The sequence below is a fragment of the Mesorhizobium sp. B3-1-6 genome, assembly GCF_006439555.1.
Classification (GTDB): domain Bacteria; phylum Pseudomonadota; class Alphaproteobacteria; order Rhizobiales; family Rhizobiaceae; genus Mesorhizobium.
The window spans coordinates 115,369-136,040 of the sequence record NZ_VFTM01000016.1 but is presented as its reverse complement, the minus strand read 5'-3'; the positions used below and the strand labels follow the sequence as shown (position 1 = coordinate 136,040).

The 20,672-nt window shown below is 63.0% G+C and carries 19 protein-coding genes and 1 pseudogene; 9 read left to right on the top strand and 11 right to left on the bottom strand.

Features of this window, described 5'->3' with window-relative positions:
• Positions 1–89: 89 nt before the first annotated feature.
• Entirely contained in the window at positions 90–1,100 is a 1,011-nt protein-coding gene (locus tag FJ414_RS16315; RefSeq protein ID WP_140645396.1) for a ligase-associated DNA damage response exonuclease, read from the bottom strand.
• A gap of 230 nt (positions 1,101–1,330) precedes the next feature.
• On the opposite strand from FJ414_RS16315, the gene FJ414_RS16310 reads away from it, so the two are divergent.
• The 7 genes and pseudogenes from FJ414_RS16310 to FJ414_RS16280 all read left to right on the top strand — a co-directional run bounded on the left by FJ414_RS16310 (position 1,331) and on the right by FJ414_RS16280 (position 7,123).
• Complete coding sequence (locus tag FJ414_RS16310) at positions 1,331–2,275, top strand: methyltransferase domain-containing protein (RefSeq protein ID WP_140645391.1); 945 nt, start codon at positions 1,331–1,333, stop codon at positions 2,273–2,275.
• Between the two features lie 74 nt (positions 2,276–2,349).
• Positions 2,350–2,724 carry a hypothetical protein gene (locus tag FJ414_RS16305; protein ID WP_140645390.1) on the top strand — a complete coding sequence of 125 codons (375 nt, stop codon included), beginning with the start codon at positions 2,350–2,352 and terminating at the stop codon, positions 2,722–2,724.
• A 68-nt stretch (positions 2,725–2,792) separates the two neighbouring features.
• A pseudogene (locus FJ414_RS16300) lies at positions 2,793–2,903 on the top strand (AAA family ATPase); the annotation flags it as partial.
• Positions 2,904–3,199: 296 nt separating this feature from the next.
• A complete protein-coding gene (locus tag FJ414_RS16295; RefSeq protein ID WP_140645389.1) occupies positions 3,200–4,207 on the top strand; it encodes a substrate-binding domain-containing protein in 1,008 nt (335 codons plus the stop codon).
• A 112-nt stretch (positions 4,208–4,319) separates the two neighbouring features.
• Complete coding sequence (locus FJ414_RS16290; protein WP_140645388.1) at positions 4,320–5,204, top strand: ABC transporter permease; 885 nt, start codon at positions 4,320–4,322, stop codon at positions 5,202–5,204.
• A complete protein-coding gene (locus tag FJ414_RS16285; RefSeq protein ID WP_246672413.1) occupies positions 5,201–5,986 on the top strand; it encodes an ATP-binding cassette domain-containing protein in 786 nt (261 codons plus the stop codon). Before FJ414_RS16290 ends, FJ414_RS16285 begins: the two co-directional genes overlap by 4 nt.
• 84 nt (positions 5,987–6,070) lie before the next feature.
• On the top strand, positions 6,071–7,123 hold the full coding sequence (locus tag FJ414_RS16280) for an NAD(P)-dependent oxidoreductase (RefSeq protein WP_140645387.1): 1,053 nt from the start codon (positions 6,071–6,073) through the stop codon (positions 7,121–7,123).
• Between the two features lie 134 nt (positions 7,124–7,257).
• On the opposite strand, the gene FJ414_RS16275 is transcribed toward FJ414_RS16280, so the two are convergent.
• The 7 genes from FJ414_RS16275 to FJ414_RS16245 all read right to left on the bottom strand — a co-directional run bounded on the left by FJ414_RS16275 (position 7,258) and on the right by FJ414_RS16245 (position 16,732).
• The gene (locus tag FJ414_RS16275) at positions 7,258–8,199 is read right to left on the bottom strand and encodes a glyoxylate/hydroxypyruvate reductase A (protein ID WP_140645386.1); all 942 of its coding nucleotides are present in this window, start codon (positions 8,197–8,199) and stop codon (positions 7,258–7,260) included.
• A 39-nt stretch (positions 8,200–8,238) separates the two neighbouring features.
• Positions 8,239–9,867 (bottom strand): ABC transporter ATP-binding protein, encoded by a 1,629-nt coding sequence (locus FJ414_RS16270; protein WP_140645385.1) that lies wholly within the window; start codon positions 9,865–9,867, stop codon positions 8,239–8,241.
• Entirely contained in the window at positions 9,864–11,003 is a 1,140-nt protein-coding gene (locus FJ414_RS16265; RefSeq protein ID WP_140645384.1) for an ABC transporter permease, read from the bottom strand. The genes FJ414_RS16270 and FJ414_RS16265 overlap by 4 nt, the downstream gene beginning before the upstream one ends.
• On the bottom strand, positions 11,003–12,097 hold the full coding sequence (locus FJ414_RS16260) for a microcin C ABC transporter permease YejB (RefSeq protein WP_140645383.1): 1,095 nt from the start codon (positions 12,095–12,097) through the stop codon (positions 11,003–11,005). Before FJ414_RS16260 ends, FJ414_RS16265 begins: the two co-directional genes overlap by 1 nt.
• A 30-nt stretch (positions 12,098–12,127) precedes the next feature.
• Entirely contained in the window at positions 12,128–14,005 is a 1,878-nt protein-coding gene (locus FJ414_RS16255) for an extracellular solute-binding protein (protein ID WP_140645382.1), read from the bottom strand.
• The gene (locus FJ414_RS16250) at positions 14,005–15,885 is read right to left on the bottom strand and encodes an extracellular solute-binding protein (protein WP_140645381.1); all 1,881 of its coding nucleotides are present in this window, start codon (positions 15,883–15,885) and stop codon (positions 14,005–14,007) included. The genes FJ414_RS16255 and FJ414_RS16250 overlap by 1 nt, the downstream gene beginning before the upstream one ends.
• A 157-nt stretch (positions 15,886–16,042) precedes the next feature.
• Positions 16,043–16,732 (bottom strand): cytochrome c family protein, encoded by a 690-nt coding sequence (locus FJ414_RS16245; protein WP_140645380.1) that lies wholly within the window; start codon positions 16,730–16,732, stop codon positions 16,043–16,045.
• A 192-nt stretch (positions 16,733–16,924) separates the two neighbouring features.
• Between FJ414_RS16245 and FJ414_RS16240 the strand changes: the two genes are divergently transcribed.
• Positions 16,925–17,653 (top strand): 3-deoxy-manno-octulosonate cytidylyltransferase, encoded by a 729-nt coding sequence (locus FJ414_RS16240; RefSeq protein WP_140645379.1) that lies wholly within the window; start codon positions 16,925–16,927, stop codon positions 17,651–17,653.
• A 23-nt stretch (positions 17,654–17,676) separates the two neighbouring features.
• On the top strand, positions 17,677–18,540 hold the full coding sequence (locus FJ414_RS16235; RefSeq protein ID WP_140645378.1) for a prephenate dehydratase: 864 nt from the start codon (positions 17,677–17,679) through the stop codon (positions 18,538–18,540).
• 276 nt (positions 18,541–18,816) lie between these two features.
• Here the strand turns inward: FJ414_RS16235 and FJ414_RS16230 are convergent, their stop codons facing one another.
• The 3 genes from FJ414_RS16230 to FJ414_RS16220 are packed head-to-tail and all read right to left on the bottom strand — an operon-like array spanning position 18,817 to position 20,543.
• Entirely contained in the window at positions 18,817–19,119 is a 303-nt protein-coding gene (locus FJ414_RS16230; RefSeq protein ID WP_140645377.1) for a Dabb family protein, read from the bottom strand.
• A 10-nt stretch (positions 19,120–19,129) separates the two neighbouring features.
• Positions 19,130–20,071, bottom strand: coding sequence for an NAD(+) diphosphatase (nudC, locus tag FJ414_RS16225; RefSeq protein WP_140645376.1), 942 nt, complete (start codon positions 20,069–20,071; stop codon positions 19,130–19,132).
• A gap of 52 nt (positions 20,072–20,123) precedes the next feature.
• The gene (locus FJ414_RS16220; RefSeq protein ID WP_140645375.1) at positions 20,124–20,543 is read right to left on the bottom strand and encodes an HIT family protein; all 420 of its coding nucleotides are present in this window, start codon (positions 20,541–20,543) and stop codon (positions 20,124–20,126) included.
• Positions 20,544–20,672: the final 129 nt, after the last annotated feature.

The window sequence follows — 20,672 nt, the reverse complement described above, 5'->3', positions numbered from 1 at the left end:
ATCTCCCCCCTTGCGGGGGAGATGGCCGGCAGGCCAGAGGGGGGTGTGAAGGATCGCGGCGTTGCCAATTCCCGCATCAAGAATCGCCATCAATCGCCCTCGTCCTCATATCCCACCAGATGCAGCGGCCGCGCGGCGATGCCCTCCAGCTCGCACCAGCGCACCAGCGCCTCCTCGCGGCCATGCGTCACCCAGATTTCCTCCGCCCCCGTTTCCTTGATGGTGATGATCAGCTCGTCCCAGTCGGCATGGTCGGAAATGATCAGCGGCAGCTCGACGCCGCCCTGCTTGGCCCGCTGGCGGATGCGCATCCAGCCCGAGGCGAAGCAGGAGATCGGGTCCGGAAAACGCCGCGCCCAGCGGTCGGCGAAGGCCGACGGCGGTCCGACGACGATGGCGCCGGCGAAATCGGCCTTGCTGCCGCTCTCCACGGTTCCCGGCTCGAGCCTGCCGAGATCGATGCCCTGACTCTGATAATATTCGCTGAGCTTGGCCAGCGCGCCGTGGATATAGATCGGCCTGTCATAGCCGGCGTCGCGCAACAGCCGCATCACGCGCTGCGCCTTGCCGAGCGCATAGGCGCCGATCAAATGCGAGCGTTCGGGAAACTGCGCCGCCGATTTGAGCACGCGCGCGATCTCCTCATGGTCGGGCGGATGCCGGAACACCGGCAGGCCGAAGGTCGCTTCGGTGATGAAAACATCGCAGCGGACAGGCTCGAACGGCAGGCAGGTCGCGTCCTTCTGCCGCTTGTAGTCGCCGGAGGCGACGATGCGCATGCCCCCATGCTCGACGCAGATCTGCGCCGAGCCCAACACATGCCCGGCCGGATGGAAGGTGACGGCGACGCCGTTGATGTCGATCGTCTGACCGAGAGTTGCCGCTTGCGTCGTTCCGGCGAAATCCTCGCCATAGCGCAGTCCCATGATGTCGAGCGTCTCTTGCGTCGCAAGCACCGAGCGGTGGCCGGATCGCGCATGGTCGGAGTGGCCGTGCGTGATCAGAGCCCGCTCGACGGGCCGCACCGGATCGATGAAGAAATCGCCGGGCGGGCAGTAGAGGCCCTCCGGCCGGGATTTGAGCAGGTCGCTGGCGTGCATGGCTTTGAACATAGTAGCTAAATTTGCCGCGGGAAGCCCGTTGCAAGAGACTGCTGACTCGTCCTGGATCCCAATCGCGTTTCGTTGAAACGCCATCACGATCCAGCTCTTTGTTGGAGCAAGATCTCTCTCCGAAAACCGGTTCCCACTTTTTGCTTCGCTGACCTTTGGTTCGGGATCATGCTATGGAGCCAGCCGCCGGCCCGCCTCGCCGGTGGGATCCTTCACGAATGAAACCGCTCCAGGCCTCGTCGGGCGATTTGAATGCCGACCGTCGCGCCGATTTCGCCGAGATGCTTCTCGCCTCGGGCGAGCCTGCGCAGGCGGCGGAGCTTTTGCTTGGCGCGCTGGAGCTGGCGCCGCGCTGGGCCGCCGGCTGGTTTCGCCTCGGCGAGATGCAGGAAGCGGCCGGCCTGCCCGACCAGGCCGCGCAGGCCTGGGCCATGGCGCTGAAGCTAGAGCCCGCGGATCGCCTGGGCGCCGCGCTCAAGCTTCAGCTGATCGGCAAGGCGACCGCCGCGGCGGCGCCGCCCAGCGCCTTTGTCGAGACCTTGTTCGACCACTACGCCGACAGTTTCGAGGACTCGCTTGTCGGCAAGCTCGGCTACGGGCTGCCGGATTTTCTCGGGCCCGCCATTGGCAAGGCAAGGCCCGGCCGATTCCGGCTGGCCCTCGACCTTGGCTGCGGCACCGGCCTGATGGGCGAAAGGCTGCGCCCTTTCGTCGACCGGCTGGAGGGCTACGACATCTCGGCCGGCATGCTGAGGAAGGCGAGGGCCAAGGGCATCTACGACCTGCTGGCCAAGGCCGATCTTCAGCATTTCTCCCACACCGGCGACAGAGCCGACCTCGTGGTCGCGGCCGACGTGTTCATCTATGTCGGCGCGCTCGACCGTATCGTCGGCGCGGTTGCGAACATGCTTGCCGATGGCGGCATATTCGCCTTTTCGCTCGAGACGCTTGTCGGCGGCGGCGATTTCGCCCTTTTGCCGTCGCGGCGTTATGCTCATTCCGAGGCCTATGCGCGGCACGTGCTTTGTGCCAACGGGCTTTCGGTCCTGTCGCTGGAAAGCATGGTTATCCGTCACGACCGGCGCGATCCCGTCGAGGGCCTAGCTATTGTGGCTGGCTTCCCTGCTACAGCTACCGAGGCGGGGAATCCGGCAACGGCATGAGGTCGACCTTGCTGCGAAAAAGCCTGAATGGCATGGTCCGGGTTGCGCGGGGCGGATACCACGAGGAGATATCCATGCGCTGGATCATGATTGCGTTGGCGTCCTGCCTGGCGGTGGCCGGATGTGTCGGCGGCACGTCGATGGCCGAGCGTCAGGACGAGGACGTCCAATCCTCATTGCAGTATGACGATGTGCCTTGCGATCAATTGCTGGCGCAGCGCAATCAATTGGCGCAGCAGAACAATCTGCCTGTCACCGCCAAGCCGAGCTTCTCCAACCCGGCGATGGGCTTTGGCCCGTTCACGCCGGACATGCGCTCCAAGGCTTCGCGCGACAGCAACAAGGCGAGCGGCGAGATCAACGCCATGAACCGCTCGATCGACCGCCGCGACTGCGGCAAGCCGAAGAAGAAGGAGACGTTCGGGCTGCCGGGCTCGAAGCCTTCCTGAGTATCCGATATTCGATATTCCGCTTTGCGATCGGTCGGTTCGTCGAGCTTTCGTGTTTGAAAGCCGCCATGAGTCTCTCGGATCTCGGCAACCGCATCTGCATCCTGGGCCCGTCCAACAACGGCAAGTCCACTCTCGATGTGCTGCACCATGTGCCCAACACGGACTGGGAGCCGCAGTGCTTTCGGGACTGGGACCTGGCCAGATAAGGCCCGCTAATATCCGCCTCCCGATCGACAGGATTGTCGAACCTGTCGCCGCGCTTGAAGGCGATCATCCGCCAGGGCACGATCGGCATCAGATGGTTGGTGTCGTTTGATGCGATCTGATGGAGTTGCTGATTGTTGGCGGCAGGGCGGCCTCTATCCTGAGCTACGGAAGGAATAGGCGCCGTTCAAGAAGCGCGCACTTCCACGCTTTGTGCCGGTCCGCACGGATCCAGCGCAACGGACCGCCACAATGGGAGGAATAAGCCATGTCGATTAAAGTCTCGATGCAAAGCCTGCTTGCAGGGCCGATCCTGTGCCTGACACTTGTCGGTCAGCCATGGGCGGCCGATCTGCCAGGCAAGAACCTGAAGATCGCCGTGGTGCTCAAGACGCTTGCCAATCCTTATTGGCTGGCGACACAACAAGGCATTGAGGTAAAGGCAAAGGAGCTCGGTGCGGCCGTCACGGTTCAGGCCGGCACCGATGAATCGGCCATCGATGAACAGACCAACATGGTCCAGACAATGGTCGGCCAGGATTTCAATTGCTTTATCGTGGCGCCAATCAGCAACAGCAACCTGATCCAACCTCTCGTGACGGCGGCCAAGAAGAACATTCCGATCATCGCCGGTGACGCGTTCGACGCCGATGCGCTCGCCGCCGCGGGCGTGAAGCTGACAACCTATGTCACCGTGCGCCATACCGACGCCGGCAAGGCCGTGGCCGAGGAAATGGTCAAGCGCCTCGGCGGCACAGGGAAGGTTGCGCTGATCGGCGGTCTGGCAGGGCATCCGGCCAGCATCCAGAGGCTGGAGGGGTTTCGCTCCGGTGCCGGCGGTCTCGAAATCGTCCAGGAGCAGGCCGCCGATTGGGATCGCGAGAAGGCATTGAACGCCGCCGATGCGATCCTTCGCGCCCACCCCGATCTGAAGGGTTTCTATGCCGCTAACGACGGCATGGCCTTGGGTGTCCAGCAGGCCGTCAACAATGCGGGCCTTGCCGGCAAGGTCCTGGTGTTCGGCACGGACGCAATCGACGACGCGCTCAATTCCATCGAAGCGGGACAGATGACTGGCACCGCCGCGCAGTTCCCCTACCTGATGGGCCAGATCGAGGTCGAAGCCTGCCTTGCGGCGTCGCAGGGCGCTGCAATCGATGCGACCACCGTTGCGCCGCAGGCGCTGATCACGTCCGAGAACATCGCCGCGGCCAAGGCGTCTTCGCCGCAACCATGGTTCGAATATTCCAGCCCGATTGCCAAGCTGATCAAGTAGCAGGGCCGGTTAGGTGAGCTTGCAAGCAGAGACTGCGACTGCCGGCCACGCAGCGGTCAGCCGCATCGGACGGACTGTCAGGTCGAGCGGCGTGCTCGATTGGGCGATCGTCTTGGCGCTGCTGGTGCTCATGGCGGTTGGAGCATTGGCCTCGCCGCTGTTCCTGACAGCTGGAAACGTCACCTCGATCCTCGTCGCCTGTTCGATACTGGTGGTGGTGGCGATCGGCCAGACTTTCGTCATCATCACCGCCGGCATCGATCTTTCGGTCGGGTCGCTGGTGCAGATATCCTGTGTGATGATCGGCATCTCAGTCACCCAGAAATGGGGCGTGCCGATCGGGATCGCGATGGCTGTCGTCACCAGCATGGTGTTCGGCATCATCAGCGGCGTCGTGATTTCGAAGGGCAAGATCAGCGATTTCATAGCGACGCTGGGGATGCTCAGCATTGCATCGGGGTGTGCGCTGGTGCTTTCGAATGGTCGGCCTGTTGGGGTCATTTCGCCCTTGCTGACCGGGTTAGCCAGCGGCAGCATCGGGCCAGTTCCCAACATAACGTTGCTCGCGGCAGCTGTCGCCGTCATTGCCCACCTGCTTCTGTTTTATACGCAGCTGGGCACGCATCTGTTCGCGGTAGGCGGCAACCACGAAGGCAGCCGCAATCTCGGCCTCAAGGTCGCGAGGATCAAGATCGCGGCGCTCGCCATCAGCGGCTTGCTCGCCGGCATCGCCGGCGTCATGCTTACCGCACGCATCGGATCGGCCGAACCCGCTACCGGCAGTTCCTATCTGCTAAACTCGATAGCGGCATCGGTGCTGGGGGGAACGAGTCTCTTCGGCGGCCGTGGCACGATCATTGGTCCGGTGGTAGGCGCCCTCGTCCTGACCGCACTTTTGAACCTGATGACCCTGCTTGGCGTCGGCGTTTTCTACCAGCCGATCGTCACAGGCATGGTCGTCATCTTGTTCGCCATCGCTTACCGGTTCCAAAAATGACGATCGAACCTGCTTCGGATATTGGCGCGGCCGTAGGTCTTGCGGGACGCAAGATGCTGGAAGTGCGCAATGTCCACAAGCATTTCGGCTCGGTCGTCGCGCTCGACGGCGTCAGCATTTCCGTCGAGGAAGGCAAGGTCGCTGCTATCGTAGGCGACAATGGCGCCGGAAAATCGACCCTGGTCAAGATTCTGACCGGAGTACATCAACCGACCTCCGGCGAGATATTCTTCGACGGTCGGCCGGCGATGCTGCGCAATCCGGATGACGCAAGGCGGGTCGGTGTCGAGACGCTGTTCCAGGATCTGGCCCTCGTCGACGACCTGACGATCTGGCAGAATCTCTTTCTCGGCCGCGAACTTACCTGGGGTGGGCCGCTGCGGATCACCCGCAAGCGCGCCATGGCCGCTCAGGCGAGGAGCATGCTGGCCGGCCTGCAGATCAACATACCGTCCATCAACGCTCGCGTTCGTCAACTGTCCGGCGGCCAGCGTCAGGCTGTCGCGATCAGCCGTGCGGTAGGCTGGAACGCCAAGCTCACCATCATGGATGAGCCGACCGCCGCGCTTGGCGTGCGGGAGCGGCTCGAAGTCGAGAGCCTGATCGACCACCTGCGGCAACAAGGAAGGACATTCCTTCTGATCAGCCACAATTTCGATCAGGTGATGCGGCTCTCGAACGAGATATGGATCATGCGCAACGGTCACGTCGTAGGTCATCGCCGCACAAGCGAGACCTCGGGCGAGGAACTGGTCGCGTTAATTACCGGGGCAAAGTCGTGAGCCCCCGGCGGGCGGAGTGCACGCCAGCGCGTGATGGTGCGCGAAGATCGCATCAACTGTTGAATTCCAAGGGAGGATATCGACATGAACAAACCCGTTGCGGTTCTTGATCCACAATGGCGGCAGCTTGACGAATTATTCACGCGGGCCGACCTGGAGCGGCTTGGCGGGCTCTGCGATCTTGTTTGGGCAAAGAACGAGCCCATGCCAGGTCATGTCCTGGACGAAAACCTGGCCGACATGACGTTCTATCTCTCTGCCTTGCCGACGCTCGATGCGGCTCAGATCAAGAGTGCGGCCAAACTCAAGGCGGTGATAGAGCTTTATGGCGCCTTCCCCGACACCATTGACTACACCGCCTGCTTCGATCGCGGCATCGAGGTGCTGGCAACCGGTCCGGGTATGCGTGGCTCGGTCGCTGAGATGGCGGTGGCCATGGCGCTCTCCGGCGCGCGAGGGCTTGTGGAAGAACACGAGTTGTTTCGCACCGGTGGCGAGCACTGGCTCAATGACAATCCGGCCACCGACTTCACCCTCTTCGAGCAGACGATCGGGTTCGTCGGCTTCGGCGCCATTGCCAAGGAATGTAGCCGGCTCCTGGCGCCGTTCTCGCCGAAAATCTCCGCCTATGACCCCTGGCTCGACCCGTCGGTCGCCAAGCAATATGGCGCCAGGCTCGTGTCTCTGGAAGAGGTCGCAAGCAGCAGCCGCGTGCTGTTCGTGACGGCGGCGCCGACCAGGACCAACAAGGGTCTCGTCGACGCGACGACTATCGCCAGGCTTCAGCGCAACGCATTGCTCGTCCTTGTCAGCCGCGCGCATCTCATCGATTTCGATGCCCTGGTCGAGGCGGTACGGACAAGGCGTATCCGCGCCGCGATAGATGTGTTTCCGGTTGAGCCGCTGGCGAAGGATCATCCCTTGCGTGACATGCCCAACGTCATCCTCTCGCCGCATCGCGCCGCGGCTGTGTCAGGTGGCCGGCAACTGATGGGCCGTCTGATCGTTGAAGACATCGCCCGGATGATCGACGGCAAACCGCCAGCCGACCTTCAGCGCGCCCGCCGGGAGCATGTGATGGACCTGGCGGGTGTGCAGCACTCGAAGAAGCTGGAAAACATGGCGCTGGAGCGCTGACGCTTGGCGCGGTTCACCGTTTCGCGAAAACGGCGAACCGCTCTATCTCTTTGTTTTGACGCAATTCCGGGCGGAAAACCGCTCACACTGTTCGCGCAATCGATGAAGCTGTGCGCAGGCTTTCTTGGAGCAGTTCAATACCCCGCCTCTCTGTCGACCAGGTTGTCCAGCTTTTCGCCGCGCTCGAAGGCGGCCATCTGGCGAAGCATGATCGGCACCAGATGGGCCGGGTCCGAGGTCGCCGCCGCATGCGGCGTGACGAATACTTTCGGGTGGCTCCATAACGGGCTGGTCTTCGGCAGCGGCTCGACCTCGAACACGTCGAGGCTTGCTTCCTTCAGCGTGCCGTCGTCCAGCGCGCGCACGATGTCGGCGTCCTTCTGCAGGCGTCCGCGCCCGGCATTGATCAGCACGGCGCCGCCAAGCCCGTTGCGCCGGCGCAATTCCTTGAGCAGCCCGTAATTGACGATGCCTTGGGTTTGCGGCGTGAGCGGCAACAGCACGACCAGGATGTCGGTGGCATTGAGGAACGGGATCAGCCCGGCCTCGCCGGCATAGGTCGAAACGTCCTTCATCGGCCGCTCGCTGCGCGACCAGCCATTGACGGCGAAACCGAGCGAAAGCAGCACCGAAGCCGCGGCGCGGCCGAGATGGCCGAGGCCCATGATGCCGACGGAGATGTCGCCGGCCGGCCGTTGCGGCGGCTCGTGCCACGTCTTCTTCGCCTGCTGGCCGCGGTAGAGCATGCTCTGGCGGTGATGGTCGAGCACTCGCCATACGACATATTCGGTCATGTATTGGGTGAGATTGTCGGCGACGATTCTGACGATCGGCACGTCTGGCAGGCCGGGATCGGCAAAGATGTGGTCGACGCCGGCGCCGATCGAAAAGATGACGCGCAGATTGGGCAGCGACTTGAGAAGGTTGGGCTTCTGCTTCCACACCACCGCATAGGTGATCGACGGATCGTTAGCGCCGTTTGGCTCCAGCACGACCTCGCGCTCGGCCGAGAGCAACTCATGCCAGCGCTGCGGGTGGATGCCCGTGAGGGCAAGCAGGACTTTGCCTTTTTCCATTTGCGGATTTTCTTCCCTGTTTCGCCGGTGCGGGTCCGATTACTCGCTGACCACGCCGGTCGGTGCCGTCTCGATCTTGAAGGCTGCCGCCATCAGCGCCCGCGTATAGTCGGTTTGCGGGCTGCTGAAAATCTGTGCGGAAGGTCCCGCCTCGACGATCTGGCCATTGCGCATGACGATGACGTCATTGGCAAGGGCGCGGACCACCTTGAGGTCGTGGCTGATGAAGAGATAGGCGAGATTGTGCTTGGCCTGAAGGCTGCGCAGAAGGTCGACCACTTGCGCCTGCACGCTCATGTCGAGCGCCGAGGTCGGCTCGTCGAGCATAACGAAGCGCGGGTTGAGCACCATGGCGCGGGCGATGGCGACACGCTGGCGCTGGCCCCCGGAAAACTCGTGCGGGTAGCGGTGGCGCGTCTCGGGATCGAGGCCGACCTCTTTCAGCACGGCGACCACCTTGTCGTCGCGCTGGTCGGCCGAGAGCTTCGGCTCGTGGATCTTCAGCCCTTCCTCGATGATCTCCGAGACCGACAGGCGCGGGCTGAGCGATCCGAACGGATCCTGGAAGACGATCTGCAGTTCGCGCCGCAGCGGCCGCATGGCGCTGAAGGAGAGCTGGTTGATGTCGCGTCCGTTGAAATTGATCGTGCCGGTCGAGGGGATCATCCGGGCGAGCGCTAAGCCCAGCGTCGTCTTGCCCGAGCCGGATTCGCCGACCACGCCCAGCGTCTGGCCGGCGCGCACCGTGACGTCGATGCCGTCCACCGCCTTCACATGGTCGACGGTCCTGCGGAAGAAACCTCGTCTGATCGGGAACCAGACCTTGATGTCCTTGCCGGTCATCACGGATTTGGCGCCCGGGTCGGCCGTGGGCGGCTTGCCCTTCGGCTCGGCCGCCAGCAGATGCTTTGTATAGTCATGCCGCGGATTGGCGAAGATTTCCCCGGTCGGGCCGCTCTCGACAATCTTGCCCTTGGTCATGACGCAGACGCGGTCGGCGATCCTGCGCACGATGCCGAGATCGTGCGTGATGAACAGCAGCGACATGCCCTTGCGGGCTTTGAGCTTCGCCAGCAATTCGAGGATCTGCGCCTGCACGGTGACGTCGAGCGCCGTCGTCGGCTCGTCGGCGATCAGAAGCTGCGGCTCGTTGGCCAAAGCCATGGCGATCATGACGCGCTGGCGCTGGCCGCCGGAGAGCTGGTGCGGATAGGCGTCGAGGCGTTTCTGCGGATCGCGGATGCCGACCTCGTTGAGCAGCTCCAGCGTGCGAACGCGGGCGGCTTGATCGCGCATGCCCTGATGCAGCTGCAGCACCTCGACGATCTGCTGCTCGATCGTGTGCAGCGGGTTGAGCGAGGTCATCGGCTCCTGGAAGATCATGGTGATCTTGTTGCCGCGCACGCCGCGCAAGGCCTTCTCGTTCATGGCGAGCAGGTCGGCGCCTCCGAACAGGATCTTGCCCGAGGGATGGCTGGCGGCGGGATAGGGCAGGAGCTTCAACACCGACAGCGCCGAGACCGATTTGCCCGACCCGGATTCGCCGACCAGGGCAACCGTCTCGCCCTTGGCGATGTCGAATGAGATACGGTCGACGGCGATGGATTGCTTGCCGCCCTGCGCGAAGGCGACGCTCAGATCTTGGACGGACAGCAGGGCTTCGCTCATTTGAACGTCTTGCGCGGATCGAAGGCATCGCGTGTCGCCTCGCCGATGAAGACCAGCAGCGACAGCATCAGCGAAATGACGATGAAGCCGGAGATGCCGAGCCAGGGGGCGTTGAGGTTGCGCTGCGCCTGTTTCAGCAGCTCGCCGAGCGAGGCCGAGCCGGGCGGCAGGCCGAAGCCGAGATAGTCGAGCGAGGTCAGCGTCGAGATGGAGCCCGAGAGCAGGAAGGGCAGGAAGGTCAGCGTCGCCACCATGGCGTTCGGCAACAGGTGCCGGAACATGATGGTAAGGTTCGGCACGCCGAGCGCCCGCGCCGCATTGACATATTCGAAGTTGCGGGCGCGCAGGAATTCGGCCCGCACCACGCCGACCAGCGCCACCCAGGAGAACAGCAGCATCAGGCTGAGCAGGATGAAGAAGCCCGGCGGCAGGATGGCCGAGACGATCAGCAGGAGGTAGAGCACCGGGATCGCCGACCAGATTTCGATGAAACGCTGGAAGAGAAGGTCGGTCCAGCCGCCGAAATAACCCTGCACCGCGCCGGCCGCGACGCCGATCAGCGACGAGCCGAGCGTCAGGATCAGGCCGAACAGAACCGAGATGCGGAAGCCGTAGAGCACGCGCGCCAGCACGTCGCGCGCCTGGTCGTCGGTGCCCAGCCAGTTCCAGTTGCCGACGACGCAGTTCTCGTCGGCCTCTCCCTTCGGGTACTGACTGCAGCGCGTCTTCTTGTCGTAAAGCCAGGACGGTTTTGCCGGTGCCGGTTCCGGAATGGCGTTGTTGACCGTCTGGTAGGAGTAGCGAACCGGCGGCCAGATCATCCAGCCATTGGAATTGATCTCGTCCTGGATCACCGGATCGCGATAATCGGTGACGGCGTAGAAACCGCCGAACTTCTCTTCCGGATAGGCGACCAGAACCGGAAACAGAATCTCGCCCTTGTATGAGACGATGATCGGCTTGTCGTTGGCGATCAGCTCGGAAAACAGCGACAGCACGAACAGCAACAGGAAGATCCAGAGCGACCAGTAGCCGCGCCGGTTGGCCTTGAAATTCTGCAACCGCCTCTGGTTGAGCGGCGACAGAAATGGCCTGCGAGGCCGCGCCGGCGCGCTTTCGATCGCGGCCTCGGCCATCAGATGTCTCTCCGCTCGAAGTCGATGCGCGGATCGACCCAGGTGTAGATCAGGTCGGACAAAAGGCCGACGAACAGGCCAAGCAGCGAGAAGATGTAGAGGGTGGCGAACACCACCGGATAGTCGCGGTCGATCACCGACTTGAAGCCGAGCAGGCCGAGGCCGTCGAGCGAGAAGATGTTCTCGATCAGCAGCGAGCCGGTGAAGAAGGCCGAGATGAAGGCGCCGGGGAAGCCGGCAATCACGATCAGCATGGCGTTTCGGAAGACATGGCCGTAGAGCACCTTGTGCTCCGACAGCCCCTTGGCGCGCGCCGTCACCACATATTGCTTGCGGATTTCTTCAAGGAAGGAGTTCTTGGTGAGAAGGGTGGTCGTCGCGAAAGCCGACAGCACGAGCGCCGTCAGCGGCAGCGTCATGTGCCAGAAATAGTCGGCGATCTTGCCCGGCCAGGACAGCTGGTCCCAATTGTCCGAAACGATGCCGCGCAGCGGAAACCAGTCCCAGAACGAGCCGCCCGCGAACAGCACCATGAGCATGATGCCGAACAGGAAGCCTGGAATGGCATAGCCGACGATGACGACGCCGCTTGTCCATACGTCGAAGGTCGAGCCGTCCTTCACCGCCTTGCGGATGCCGAGCGGGATCGAGATCAGGTAGGATAAAAGCGTGATCCACAGGCCGATGGAGATGGAGACGGGCATCTTCTCCAGGATTAGGTTCAGCACCGAGATATCGCGGAAATAGCTGTCGCCGAAATCGAAGCGGCTATAGTTCCACAGCATCATGCCGAAGCGCTCGAGCGGCGGCTTGTCGAAGCCGAACTGCTTCTCCAGCTTCTTGATGAATTCGGGATCGAGCCCCTGCGCGCCGCGATATTTCGAGCCGACATCGCCGGCAACGTCGAAATTGCCGCCGCCGGCGTCGCCGCCACCGCTGCCGAGGCGGTCGTTGCCGCCCTGGTTGGTCAGCCGTGCAATCACCTGCTCGACCGGGCCGCCCGGCGCGAACTGGATGACCGCGAAGGAGATCGCCATGATGCCGAACAGCGTCGGGATCATGAGAAGAATGCGGCGCAGGATATAGGCGCCCATCAGGCGACGGGCCCCGCGCGAACAGTGATGTCAGGCCTTGCCAATCTTTGCCGCCTTGCCCTTGTCGACCCACCACAGCGCCTCGACCGGAAAGCCGAAATCGGGTTTCTGTTCGGGGAAGCCGAACATGTCCCAATAGGCGCTTCGGTGATTCGCCAGATACCAACTTGGAATCCAATCGCGCCGCGCGCGCAAGGCCCGGTCCAAGACGCGCATGGCGGTGGTCAGGCTTTCACGGTCCTTGGCGGCGCCGACGGCATCGATCAACGCATCGATGGCCGGGCTTGCAATGCCCGACAGGTTGCGCGAGCCCGATACGGCGGCGCTGCGCGAGTGGAAGAAAATTTCCAGATCGTCGCGGGTCGGCGTGGCGCTGAAATTGAAGGCGGCCGAGAGCAGGTCGAAATCGAATGTCGATTGCCTGAGCTGGTACTGTGCCGAATCCACCAGGCGGATCGAGGCATCGATGCCGATGGCTTTCATGTTGGCGACCCAGGGCGAATAGACCTGCACGAAGGTCTCGTCGTCGACCAGGAATTCGGCGGACAGCCGCCCGCCCTTGTCATTGACCACGAAGTCACCGGAGCGTTTCCAGCCGGCCTGAGCGAGCAATTTCAGTGCCGCGCTCAGTTGCTTGCGGTCCCGCCCTGAACCGTCGGTCGGCGGTTGCGTCACCGCTTCGCCGAATGTCTCCGGTGGCAGCTGGTCGCGCAGCGGTTCCAGCAGCGCCAGCTCCTGCGGCGTTGGCATGCCCGCGGCCCGGAAGTCGGATTTTTCGAAGCAGGATTGCGAGCGCTCATAGGAACCATAGAAGAAGTTGCGCCGTGTCCATTCGAAATCGAAGCAGAGCGCGATCGCCTGTCGCACGCGCGGATCCTTGAATTGCTCCCGCCGCTGGTTGACCGCGGTGGCCTGCATGGAAGGCGTGGTTTCGGCGGGGAACTCATGCTTGATCACCTTGCCGGCGGTGAAGGCTGGAAAGTCGTAGGCCGTCGCCCAGACGCGCGACGTGAATTCCTCGCGGTAGAGGATCTCGCCCTTCTTGAAGGCCTCGAACCCGGCCGTGCGGTCCTGGTAAAATTCGATGCGGATGCGCCCGAAATTGTTCTGGCCGCGATTGACCGGCAGGTCGTTGCCCCAGTAGTCGGCCACGCGCTCATATTCGATCCAGGCGCCCGCCGACCAGCGCCCGACCTTATAGGCGCTAGAGCCGAGCGGCGGATTGAGCTGCGAGGAATCGAATGGATTGGCCGTGTAAAAGGCCTTCGACAGGATCGGAAATCCGACGACGTTGAGGATGGTGCGGGCCGATTGCTTGCCGGAGAATTTGAGCTCGACGGTGTGAGTGTCCTTCGCCTCGGCATCTTCCAGATGCGTCAGCGACAGCGCGTAGTCCGGATGCCCTTTGTCTTTCAGCAGCTTGAAGGTGAAGGCAACATCGTCGGCGGTGAGCGGCGTGCCGTCATGGAAGCGCGCCTGCGGGCGCAGCGAGAATGTGAAGCCGTTGCGGTCGTCGGAGATTGTGACTCCGTCGGCGATCAGTCCATAGACCGCGTCTGGCTCGTCGAGTGCCCGCACCATCAAGGAATCGAAGCACATTTCCATGCGCTGCGGAGAATCGCCCTTGGCGACGAATGAGTTCAGCGTATTGAAGGTTTGCGGGCTCTGGTTGGCGCCCCAGTTCGGCGGCGAGAAGTTGAAGATGCCGCCCTTGGGCGCATCGACATCGACATAGTCGAAATGGGTGAAATCGGGCTTGTATTTGAGGTCGCCGAAGGCCGACAGGCCGTGCAGCTTGACACCGGCCGGGGTGTCGGCAAAGGCCCGGCCGGGCAGCAGGGCGGCGGCTGTGGCCGCGGCGCCGAGCGCCAGGAAGTCGCGGCGAGGAAGCAAAATCCGCCGCCCCATCAATTGAGGCCCTTGTACTTGGCGGCCAGCGCCTTTTCCTTCGCGGGGTCGATCCACCAGGAATCGATATCGGCGCCGCGGTAACTTGGCTGCTTTTCCGGCATGCCGAACTTGTTCCAATAGGCAAGCCACACCACCGCGCGGTAGAATTGCGGGACCACATAGTAGTTCCACAACAGCACCCGATCGAGCGCGTGGGTGGCCGCGACGAGGTCGTCGCGATCGGTGGCGAAGATGATGCGGTCGACCAATGCATCGACAACCGGGTCCTTGATGCCGGAATAGTTGCGCGATCCGGGCGCGTCGGCGGCCTTCGAGCTCCAGAAATCGCGCTGTTCGTTGCCCGGCGATTCCGACTGCTGCAGCAGGTTGGTGATGACGTCGTAGTCGAAATTGTTGACGCGGTTGACGTATTGGCTGGGATCGATGATCCGCAGCGTCGCGTCGACGCCGATCTTGCGCAGGTTGGCGATATAATTGCCTGAGAGGATCTGGTCCGTGTCGGACGTGCCGAGGATCTCGAATTTGAACGGCGCGCCGGTCTTGGCGTTCACCATCTTGCCGCCCTTGATCACCCAGCCCGCCTGGGCGAAGAGGTCCACCGCCTGCTTCAGAAACTTCCGTTCCGCCTGCGGCGAGTCATAGATCGGCAGCTTGAATTCCTGGGTGAACAATTCAGGCGGTAGCTTGTCTCGATACTTCTCCAGGATCTCGAGCTCCTTGCCTTGCGGCAGCCCGCTCGACGCCAATTCGGTGCCCTGGAAATAACTTTTGGTGCGCGTGTTGGAATTGAAAAACAGCGTGCGGTTCATCGTCTCGAAATCGTAAGGATAGGTCAGCGCTTCGCGCACGCGGCGATCCTGGAACAGCGGCCGGCGCTGGTTGAGCATGAAAGCCTGCATCGGCTCCGGCGAGGTGGTCTTGAATTCCTTCTTGATCACGTCGCCGGCGCCGATGGCGGGAAAATTATAAGCCGTGGCCCAACGTCTCGAGCTGTTTTCCGGCTTGATGTCGTCCAGCCCGCCCTTGGTGAAGGCCTGCCAGGCGGCGTTGTCGTCCAGTATGTAGGTGAAGCGTTGGGTATCGAAATTCTCGCGGCCGACCTTCACCGGCAGCTTGGCGCCCCAATAGTCCGGCACGCGCTGCCAGACGATCTCCGAGCCCGGCTTGAAGCTGGCGATCTTGTAGGCGGCCGAGCCCAGCGGCGGCTCCAGCGTCGGCCTGGTGATGTCGCGCTTCTTGCCGCTGGCATCGGTGCCTTCCCACCAGTGCTTCGGCAAAACGACGAGATCGCCGAGGATCTTGGGCAGCTCGCGGTTGCCCTTCTGGTTGAAATGGAATTCGACCTCATGGTCGGAGATCGCCACAGCGTCGGTGACGTTCTCGAAATAGCGGCTGTATTGTGGGCTGTTGGCCTTGAGCACCTGGAAGGACCAGATCACGTCATCGACGGTGATTGGCTGGCCGTCATGCCATTTTGCCCGCGGATCGAGCCGGTAGGTGGCGGACGAATAGTCGGAAGGGTATTTGTAGGCATCGGCGACCAGCGGGTGGCTGACGCTGCCCTCGTCGGTCGCCTGGTCCATCAGCGTGTCGTAGAGCAGCCCGCCGCCGAAGCCGACCAGCCCCGCGGCCGGCGATCCCTGCACGATATAGGGGTTGAAGCTGTCGAACGTACCGGTGACGACGGAGTTGTAGGTCCCGCCTTTCGGCGCATCGGGATTGACGTAGTCGTAACGTTGGAAATTCTCGCCGTATTTTGAAGGCCCGATCAGCGACGACGTCGTGTGCCACTCATCGGCGAAGCCGGCCTGCAGGCTGGCGGCGAAGGCGAGCGCGAACGCCGATGCGAAAAGCGTGCGGAAGCGGCCAACCTTCATGCGTTCTCCTCGTCGCGAACTTTGCTCACCCGCAATCTAGATCATTTGACGCCGGTGGGAACCGCAAGTGCCGCCTTTGTCGCCGCCCATGCAGCTTTCCCAACAGAAAAGCCGGGACGAACCCGGCTTTTCCAAGGAAGTCTCTGCGACAAATTGTTTATTGAGCGGGCGCCGCGGGCTTGGCCGGAGCGGCTCCCTCGGCCGGCTTGGCCGGCGCGGCGCCTTCCGCGGGCTTCGCGGGTGCGGCGCCTTCCGCCGGCTTGGCGCCTTCGGCGGGCTTGGCCTCGGCCGAAGCGCCCGGCTGCGGCAGCGGCTTCGGATTGTCCGACAGCGTGCGCAGATAGGCGATCACATTGGCTCGGTCCTCATCCTTCGGCAGACCGGCGAAGCCCATCGCCGTGCCCTTCACGAACTTCTTCGGCGAGGTGATGAAGTGGTTGAGATTGTCGTAGGTCCATTGCTCCTGGCCGCCTTTCGAAAAATCCTTCATGCCGGCCGAATAGGCGAAGCCTTCATGCTCGGCGACGGGGCGGTCGACGATATCCCAGAGATCCGGGCCGACCTTGTTCGGGCCGCCCTTTTCGCCGGAATGGCAGGCCTGGCATTTCTTGAAGATCGCGGCGCCAGCCTCGGCATTGGCGGTGGCGAGCAGGTCGGCGATCGGCTTGGCTTCCGCCGCGGGAGCAGCCGGACCGCCTTCGGTCGGTTCCTGCGCTTCGATGGCGAAGCCGGGCTTTTCGGGCGCCGGCGAGGCGAACAATCCGTCCGAGACGAGGCCTATGGAAAAGACGAGGAAGCAGGTTCCCAGAAATCCGCCGAGCAGCTTGTTGACTTCGTTGGAATCCATACGCCCCTTGCTCCCTTTTCCGGCGGACCGTCCCGTCCACTCCGTCCGTCGGTATCGCGAACTGCCTCGAAAGGCCAGTCAAATCGGGCGGAAACTAGGTCTTTTGCTCAGGCGTTGCAACACCTATAAGGGCGCTTCCAGTGAGACCTTTTGCCACTTTCCATCCGCTTTTTTCGACCGCCCTGAAATCCGATGTCAACCTTGATCCTGATCCCCGCCCGCATGGCCTCGACGCGTCTGCCGGGCAAGCCGCTGGCCGACATTGCGGGCGCGCCGATGATCGTCCATGTCGCCCGCCGGTCCGCCGAGGCCGGGCTTGGCCGCGTGGTGGTGGCGACCGATACCGAAGTCGTCGCGCAAGCCGTGCGGGCGCATGGCTTCGAGGCTGTCATGACCCGCGCGGATCACGAATCGGGCTCTGACCGCATCTTCGAGGCGCTGACGGCCCTCGACCCCAAAAGGCAGGTGGAAACGATCGTCAACGTCCAGGGCGACCTGCCGACCATCGATCCCGAGATCATCGGCGCGTCGCTGCGGCCGTTTGAGGACAAATCGGTCGATATCGCCACGCTGGGCGTCGAGATCGTGCGCGACGAGGAGAAGACCAACCAGAACGTGGTCAAGATCGTCGGCTCGCCGCTGTCGGCGACACGGTTGAGGGCGCTCTATTTCACCCGCGCCACCGCGCCCTGGGGCGATGGGCCGCTCTACCACCACATCGGCCTCTACGCCTATCGCCGTGCGGCGCTGGAACGCTTCGTCGCGCTCAAGCCGTCGCCGCTGGAGCGGCGCGAACGGCTGGAGCAGCTGCGCGCGCTGGAAGCCGGCATGCGCATCGACGCCGAGATCGTCAAATCGCTGCCGCTTGGCGTCGACACGCCCGACGACCTGGAGCGGGCGCGAAAAATCCTTTCAAACTGAGACAAGATAGAGACATTTGGGGCATGGCTGAAAAGACCAACAGAATTTCCTTCCAGGGCGAGCCGGGCGCCAACTCCGACACGGCCTGCCGCAACATGTTCCCGTCGATGGAACCGTTGCCTTGCCCGACCTTCGAGGATGCTTTCAACGCGGTCGAGACTGGCAAGGCCGAGCTCGCCATGATTCCGATCGAGAACACGATCGCCGGACGCGTCGCCGACATCCACCACCTCTTGCCGGAATCGAAGCTGCACATCGCCGGCGAGTATTTCCTGCCGATCCATTTCCAGCTGATGGTGCTGCCGGGGGTGAAGCGCGAAGAGATCAAGACCGTGCACAGCCACATCCATGCGCTCGGCCAGTGCCGCAAATACATCCGCAAGAACGGCTGGAAGCCGGTGATCGCCGGCGACACGGCGGGTTCGGCCAAGATGGTCTCGGAGGTCCGGGACCGCACCATGGCCTCACTGGCGCCGGCTTTGGCCGCGGAGTTCTATGGGCTCGATATCATCGAGAAGAATGTCGAGGACACCGATTCGAACGTCACCCGCTTCGTCGTGCTGACCAAGAACAAGCAATGGGTGGAGCGCCCCGCGCCGGACGCCAAGATGATGACCACCTTCATCTTCCGTGTCCGCAACGTGCCGGCCGCGCTCTATAAGGCGATGGGCGGCTTCGCCACCAACGGCATCAACATGACCAAGCTCGAAAGCTACCAGCTCGGCGCCTTCACCGCGACGTTGTTTTACGCCGACATCGAGGGCCACCCGGACGATCCGCTGGTCAAGCTGGCGCTCGACGAGTTGCGCTTCTTCTCGCGCGAAATGCGCATCCTCGGCGTCTATCCGGCGAGCGCCTCGCGCGATGAGTGGAAGGTGGCGGATTGACCGGTTAGTCGGAGCTCACGACCTTCGAGATTGGGGGAGCCTTCGCGACTTCGTCATCCACGGGCGGAGCGACGCGAAGCGGAGCGCAGATCCGAGGATCCATTCCGTAACCTTGATCGTAGAGCGCGGCGGAGCAGAATTCTGGACCGTCGCAACGCGTCGAAGTCACGGCGTGGATCCTCGGGTCTGCGCGCGTCGCTTCGCTCCTTGCTTCGCCCGTGGATGACGAAGCACGAAGGCCTTCGCCAATCTCCGACGTTTGCACTCAATCCGATATCACCCCCAGCCGAGCGGCACGTAGTCGATCTCCATGAACGTCTCGACCTCCGGCACCCAGCGGTCGCGCACGAAGGCGACGTGGTCCGGATGCTCGTTGTAGCGCGTGTAGGCCGCCTGGTCGGCGAACTCCATCGAGAAGCCGAACTGGTAGTCGTTCTTCGGGCTCACCTGCCGCAGCTGCTCGAAATGCGCGACGCCCTTGATCCCGGTCAGGATCTTCTTCGCGTCGTGGAGGAAGCGCTTCGTCTCCAGCGACTGCAGCGGGTGCTTCAGCGTGAACACGACGGTGTGACGGATCATTCTTCTGCTCCTATTCGCTGTCGACCCAGGCGCGGATGAGGTGATGGGCGATCGCCCCTTTCGGCGGTGTAATCAAGCCGTCGGCATGCGTCCTGTCCAGCATCGTGCGCACGTCGTCGCGGAAAAACCAGCGGCAGTCCTCCAGCTCGTTGAGGTCGGCCTGGATATCCTCGTTGAGCGGCTCGCCGAAGCAGCCGATCATCAGCGAATAGGGGAACGGCCAGGGCTGGCTGGCGTGATAGACCACGCGGCCGAGCCGGATGCCGGCCTCTTCAAGCGTCTCGCGCCGCACCGCCGCCTCGATCGTCTCGCCCGGCTCGATGAAGCCGGCAAGCGCGGAATACATGCCCGGCGCGAAATGCTTGCCGCGCCCGAGCAGGCATTTTTCATGCGTCACCGTCAGCATGATCGCCACCGGGTCGGTGCGCGGGAAATGGTCGGTGCCGCAGACCGGGCAATGCCGCCGGTAGCCACCGGCCCGCATTTCCGAGCGGTTGCCGCATTTCGAGCAGAAGGCATGGCTGGCATGCCAGGCGAGCAGCGCCGCGCCTTGCGCCAGCGCGCCGGCCGCCGCCTCGTCGACCAACCCCTGCATATAGACGGAGCGGTAGTCGATCGCCTTGATCGTCTCGGGCAGCTTTTCCGGCTCGACGCCGGCGGGCGCCGCCAGCACAGGGCCTTCCTCGGAAAAGCCGAGCAGCACGCCTTGGCCGAGCGAAACCTCGAAGGCCTGGCTTTCATCCGCCTTGAACCAGGGGTCGAACGTGCCGTCGTCGAGTTTGAGGTAAAGCCGCCCGGCATGCATCAGCATCAGCCGCGCGGTCCGGTCGGCCAGCGCTTTTTCGACCGCGTCGTCGGCGCGGTTCTCGGACTGCCGGTCGATCCGGTTGCCGGCGAAACCGACGAATTGACTGGGCTCGCGCAAGGGCGCGTCGAACAGGCGAAAGCTCATGGGGACTCGGGTGGGCTGAGGACTCGGGGGTGCGGAATGGACACTGGTCAGCTTATAGCGCTGCCTTGATCGTTTCGGCAAACCGCCTCATATCGGAGCGCTGGTAGGGCTCGCGCATGCCGTGCCCCCAGACCGGTCCCGGCCAGCCGGGATCGCCCTCGGAGCGGGCGACGACATGGACATGCAGCTGGCGCACGATGTTGCCCAAAGCGCCAGTGTTGATCTTGGTGCAGCCGGTCACCCGCTTCAGCGCTTGCGCCACCATATTGGTCTCGAAGGTGAGCATCGCCTGGTCGAGCGGCGTCATTTCGTGGCTTTCCTCGACACCCGGCCGCTGCGGCACCAGCACCAGCCATGGCCAGCGGCGGTCGTTCATCAGCCTGAGCTCACAAAGGCCAAGCCACATAAGCTGCTCGCTATCCGCCTCCAGCCGGGCGTCCAGCGTGAATCCGGCCTTGAGGCCAGGCAGCATCGGCGTTTCCTTCACTTCTGTTATTTGTGAGCATTTTCCAAACCCGGGACGCTAGAGCGGCGGCAAGGTGGCTGCAAGCGATTCATTGACCGCCGCCATCGATTTGAAGGACTTTCCGTCTTCGATGTG

Excerpts from the sequence above, each read along its gene's own strand:
- FJ414_RS16285 (WP_246672413.1), top strand. The coding sequence starts at position 5,201 with ATGACGATCGAACCTGCTTCGGATATTGGCGCGGCCGTAGGTCTTGCG.
- FJ414_RS16305 (WP_140645390.1), top strand. The coding sequence starts at position 2,350 with ATGCGCTGGATCATGATTGCGTTGGCGTCCTGCCTGGCGGTGGCCGGA.
- FJ414_RS16280 (WP_140645387.1), top strand. The coding sequence starts at position 6,071 with ATGAACAAACCCGTTGCGGTTCTTGATCCACAATGGCGGCAGCTTGAC.
- FJ414_RS16240 (WP_140645379.1), top strand. The coding sequence starts at position 16,925 with ATGTCAACCTTGATCCTGATCCCCGCCCGCATGGCCTCGACGCGTCTG.
- FJ414_RS16265 (WP_140645384.1), bottom strand. The coding sequence starts at position 11,003 with ATGGCCGAGGCCGCGATCGAAAGCGCGCCGGCGCGGCCTCGCAGGCCA.
- FJ414_RS16260 (WP_140645383.1), bottom strand. The coding sequence starts at position 12,097 with ATGGGCGCCTATATCCTGCGCCGCATTCTTCTCATGATCCCGACGCTG.
- FJ414_RS16255 (WP_140645382.1), bottom strand. The coding sequence starts at position 14,005 with ATGGGGCGGCGGATTTTGCTTCCTCGCCGCGACTTCCTGGCGCTCGGC.
- FJ414_RS16315 (WP_140645396.1), bottom strand. The coding sequence starts at position 1,100 with ATGCACGCCAGCGACCTGCTCAAATCCCGGCCGGAGGGCCTCTACTGC.
- FJ414_RS16235 (WP_140645378.1), top strand. The coding sequence starts at position 17,677 with ATGGCTGAAAAGACCAACAGAATTTCCTTCCAGGGCGAGCCGGGCGCC.
- FJ414_RS16310 (WP_140645391.1), top strand. The coding sequence starts at position 1,331 with ATGAAACCGCTCCAGGCCTCGTCGGGCGATTTGAATGCCGACCGTCGC.
- FJ414_RS16295 (WP_140645389.1), top strand. The coding sequence starts at position 3,200 with ATGTCGATTAAAGTCTCGATGCAAAGCCTGCTTGCAGGGCCGATCCTG.
- FJ414_RS16250 (WP_140645381.1), bottom strand. The coding sequence starts at position 15,885 with ATGAAGGTTGGCCGCTTCCGCACGCTTTTCGCATCGGCGTTCGCGCTC.
- FJ414_RS16220 (WP_140645375.1), bottom strand. The coding sequence starts at position 20,543 with ATGCTGCCTGGCCTCAAGGCCGGATTCACGCTGGACGCCCGGCTGGAG.
- FJ414_RS16270 (WP_140645385.1), bottom strand. The coding sequence starts at position 9,867 with ATGAGCGAAGCCCTGCTGTCCGTCCAAGATCTGAGCGTCGCCTTCGCG.
- FJ414_RS16245 (WP_140645380.1), bottom strand. The coding sequence starts at position 16,732 with ATGGATTCCAACGAAGTCAACAAGCTGCTCGGCGGATTTCTGGGAACC.
- FJ414_RS16275 (WP_140645386.1), bottom strand. The coding sequence starts at position 8,199 with ATGGAAAAAGGCAAAGTCCTGCTTGCCCTCACGGGCATCCACCCGCAG.
- nudC (WP_140645376.1), bottom strand. The coding sequence starts at position 20,071 with ATGAGCTTTCGCCTGTTCGACGCGCCCTTGCGCGAGCCCAGTCAATTC.
- FJ414_RS16230 (WP_140645377.1), bottom strand. The coding sequence starts at position 19,119 with ATGATCCGTCACACCGTCGTGTTCACGCTGAAGCACCCGCTGCAGTCG.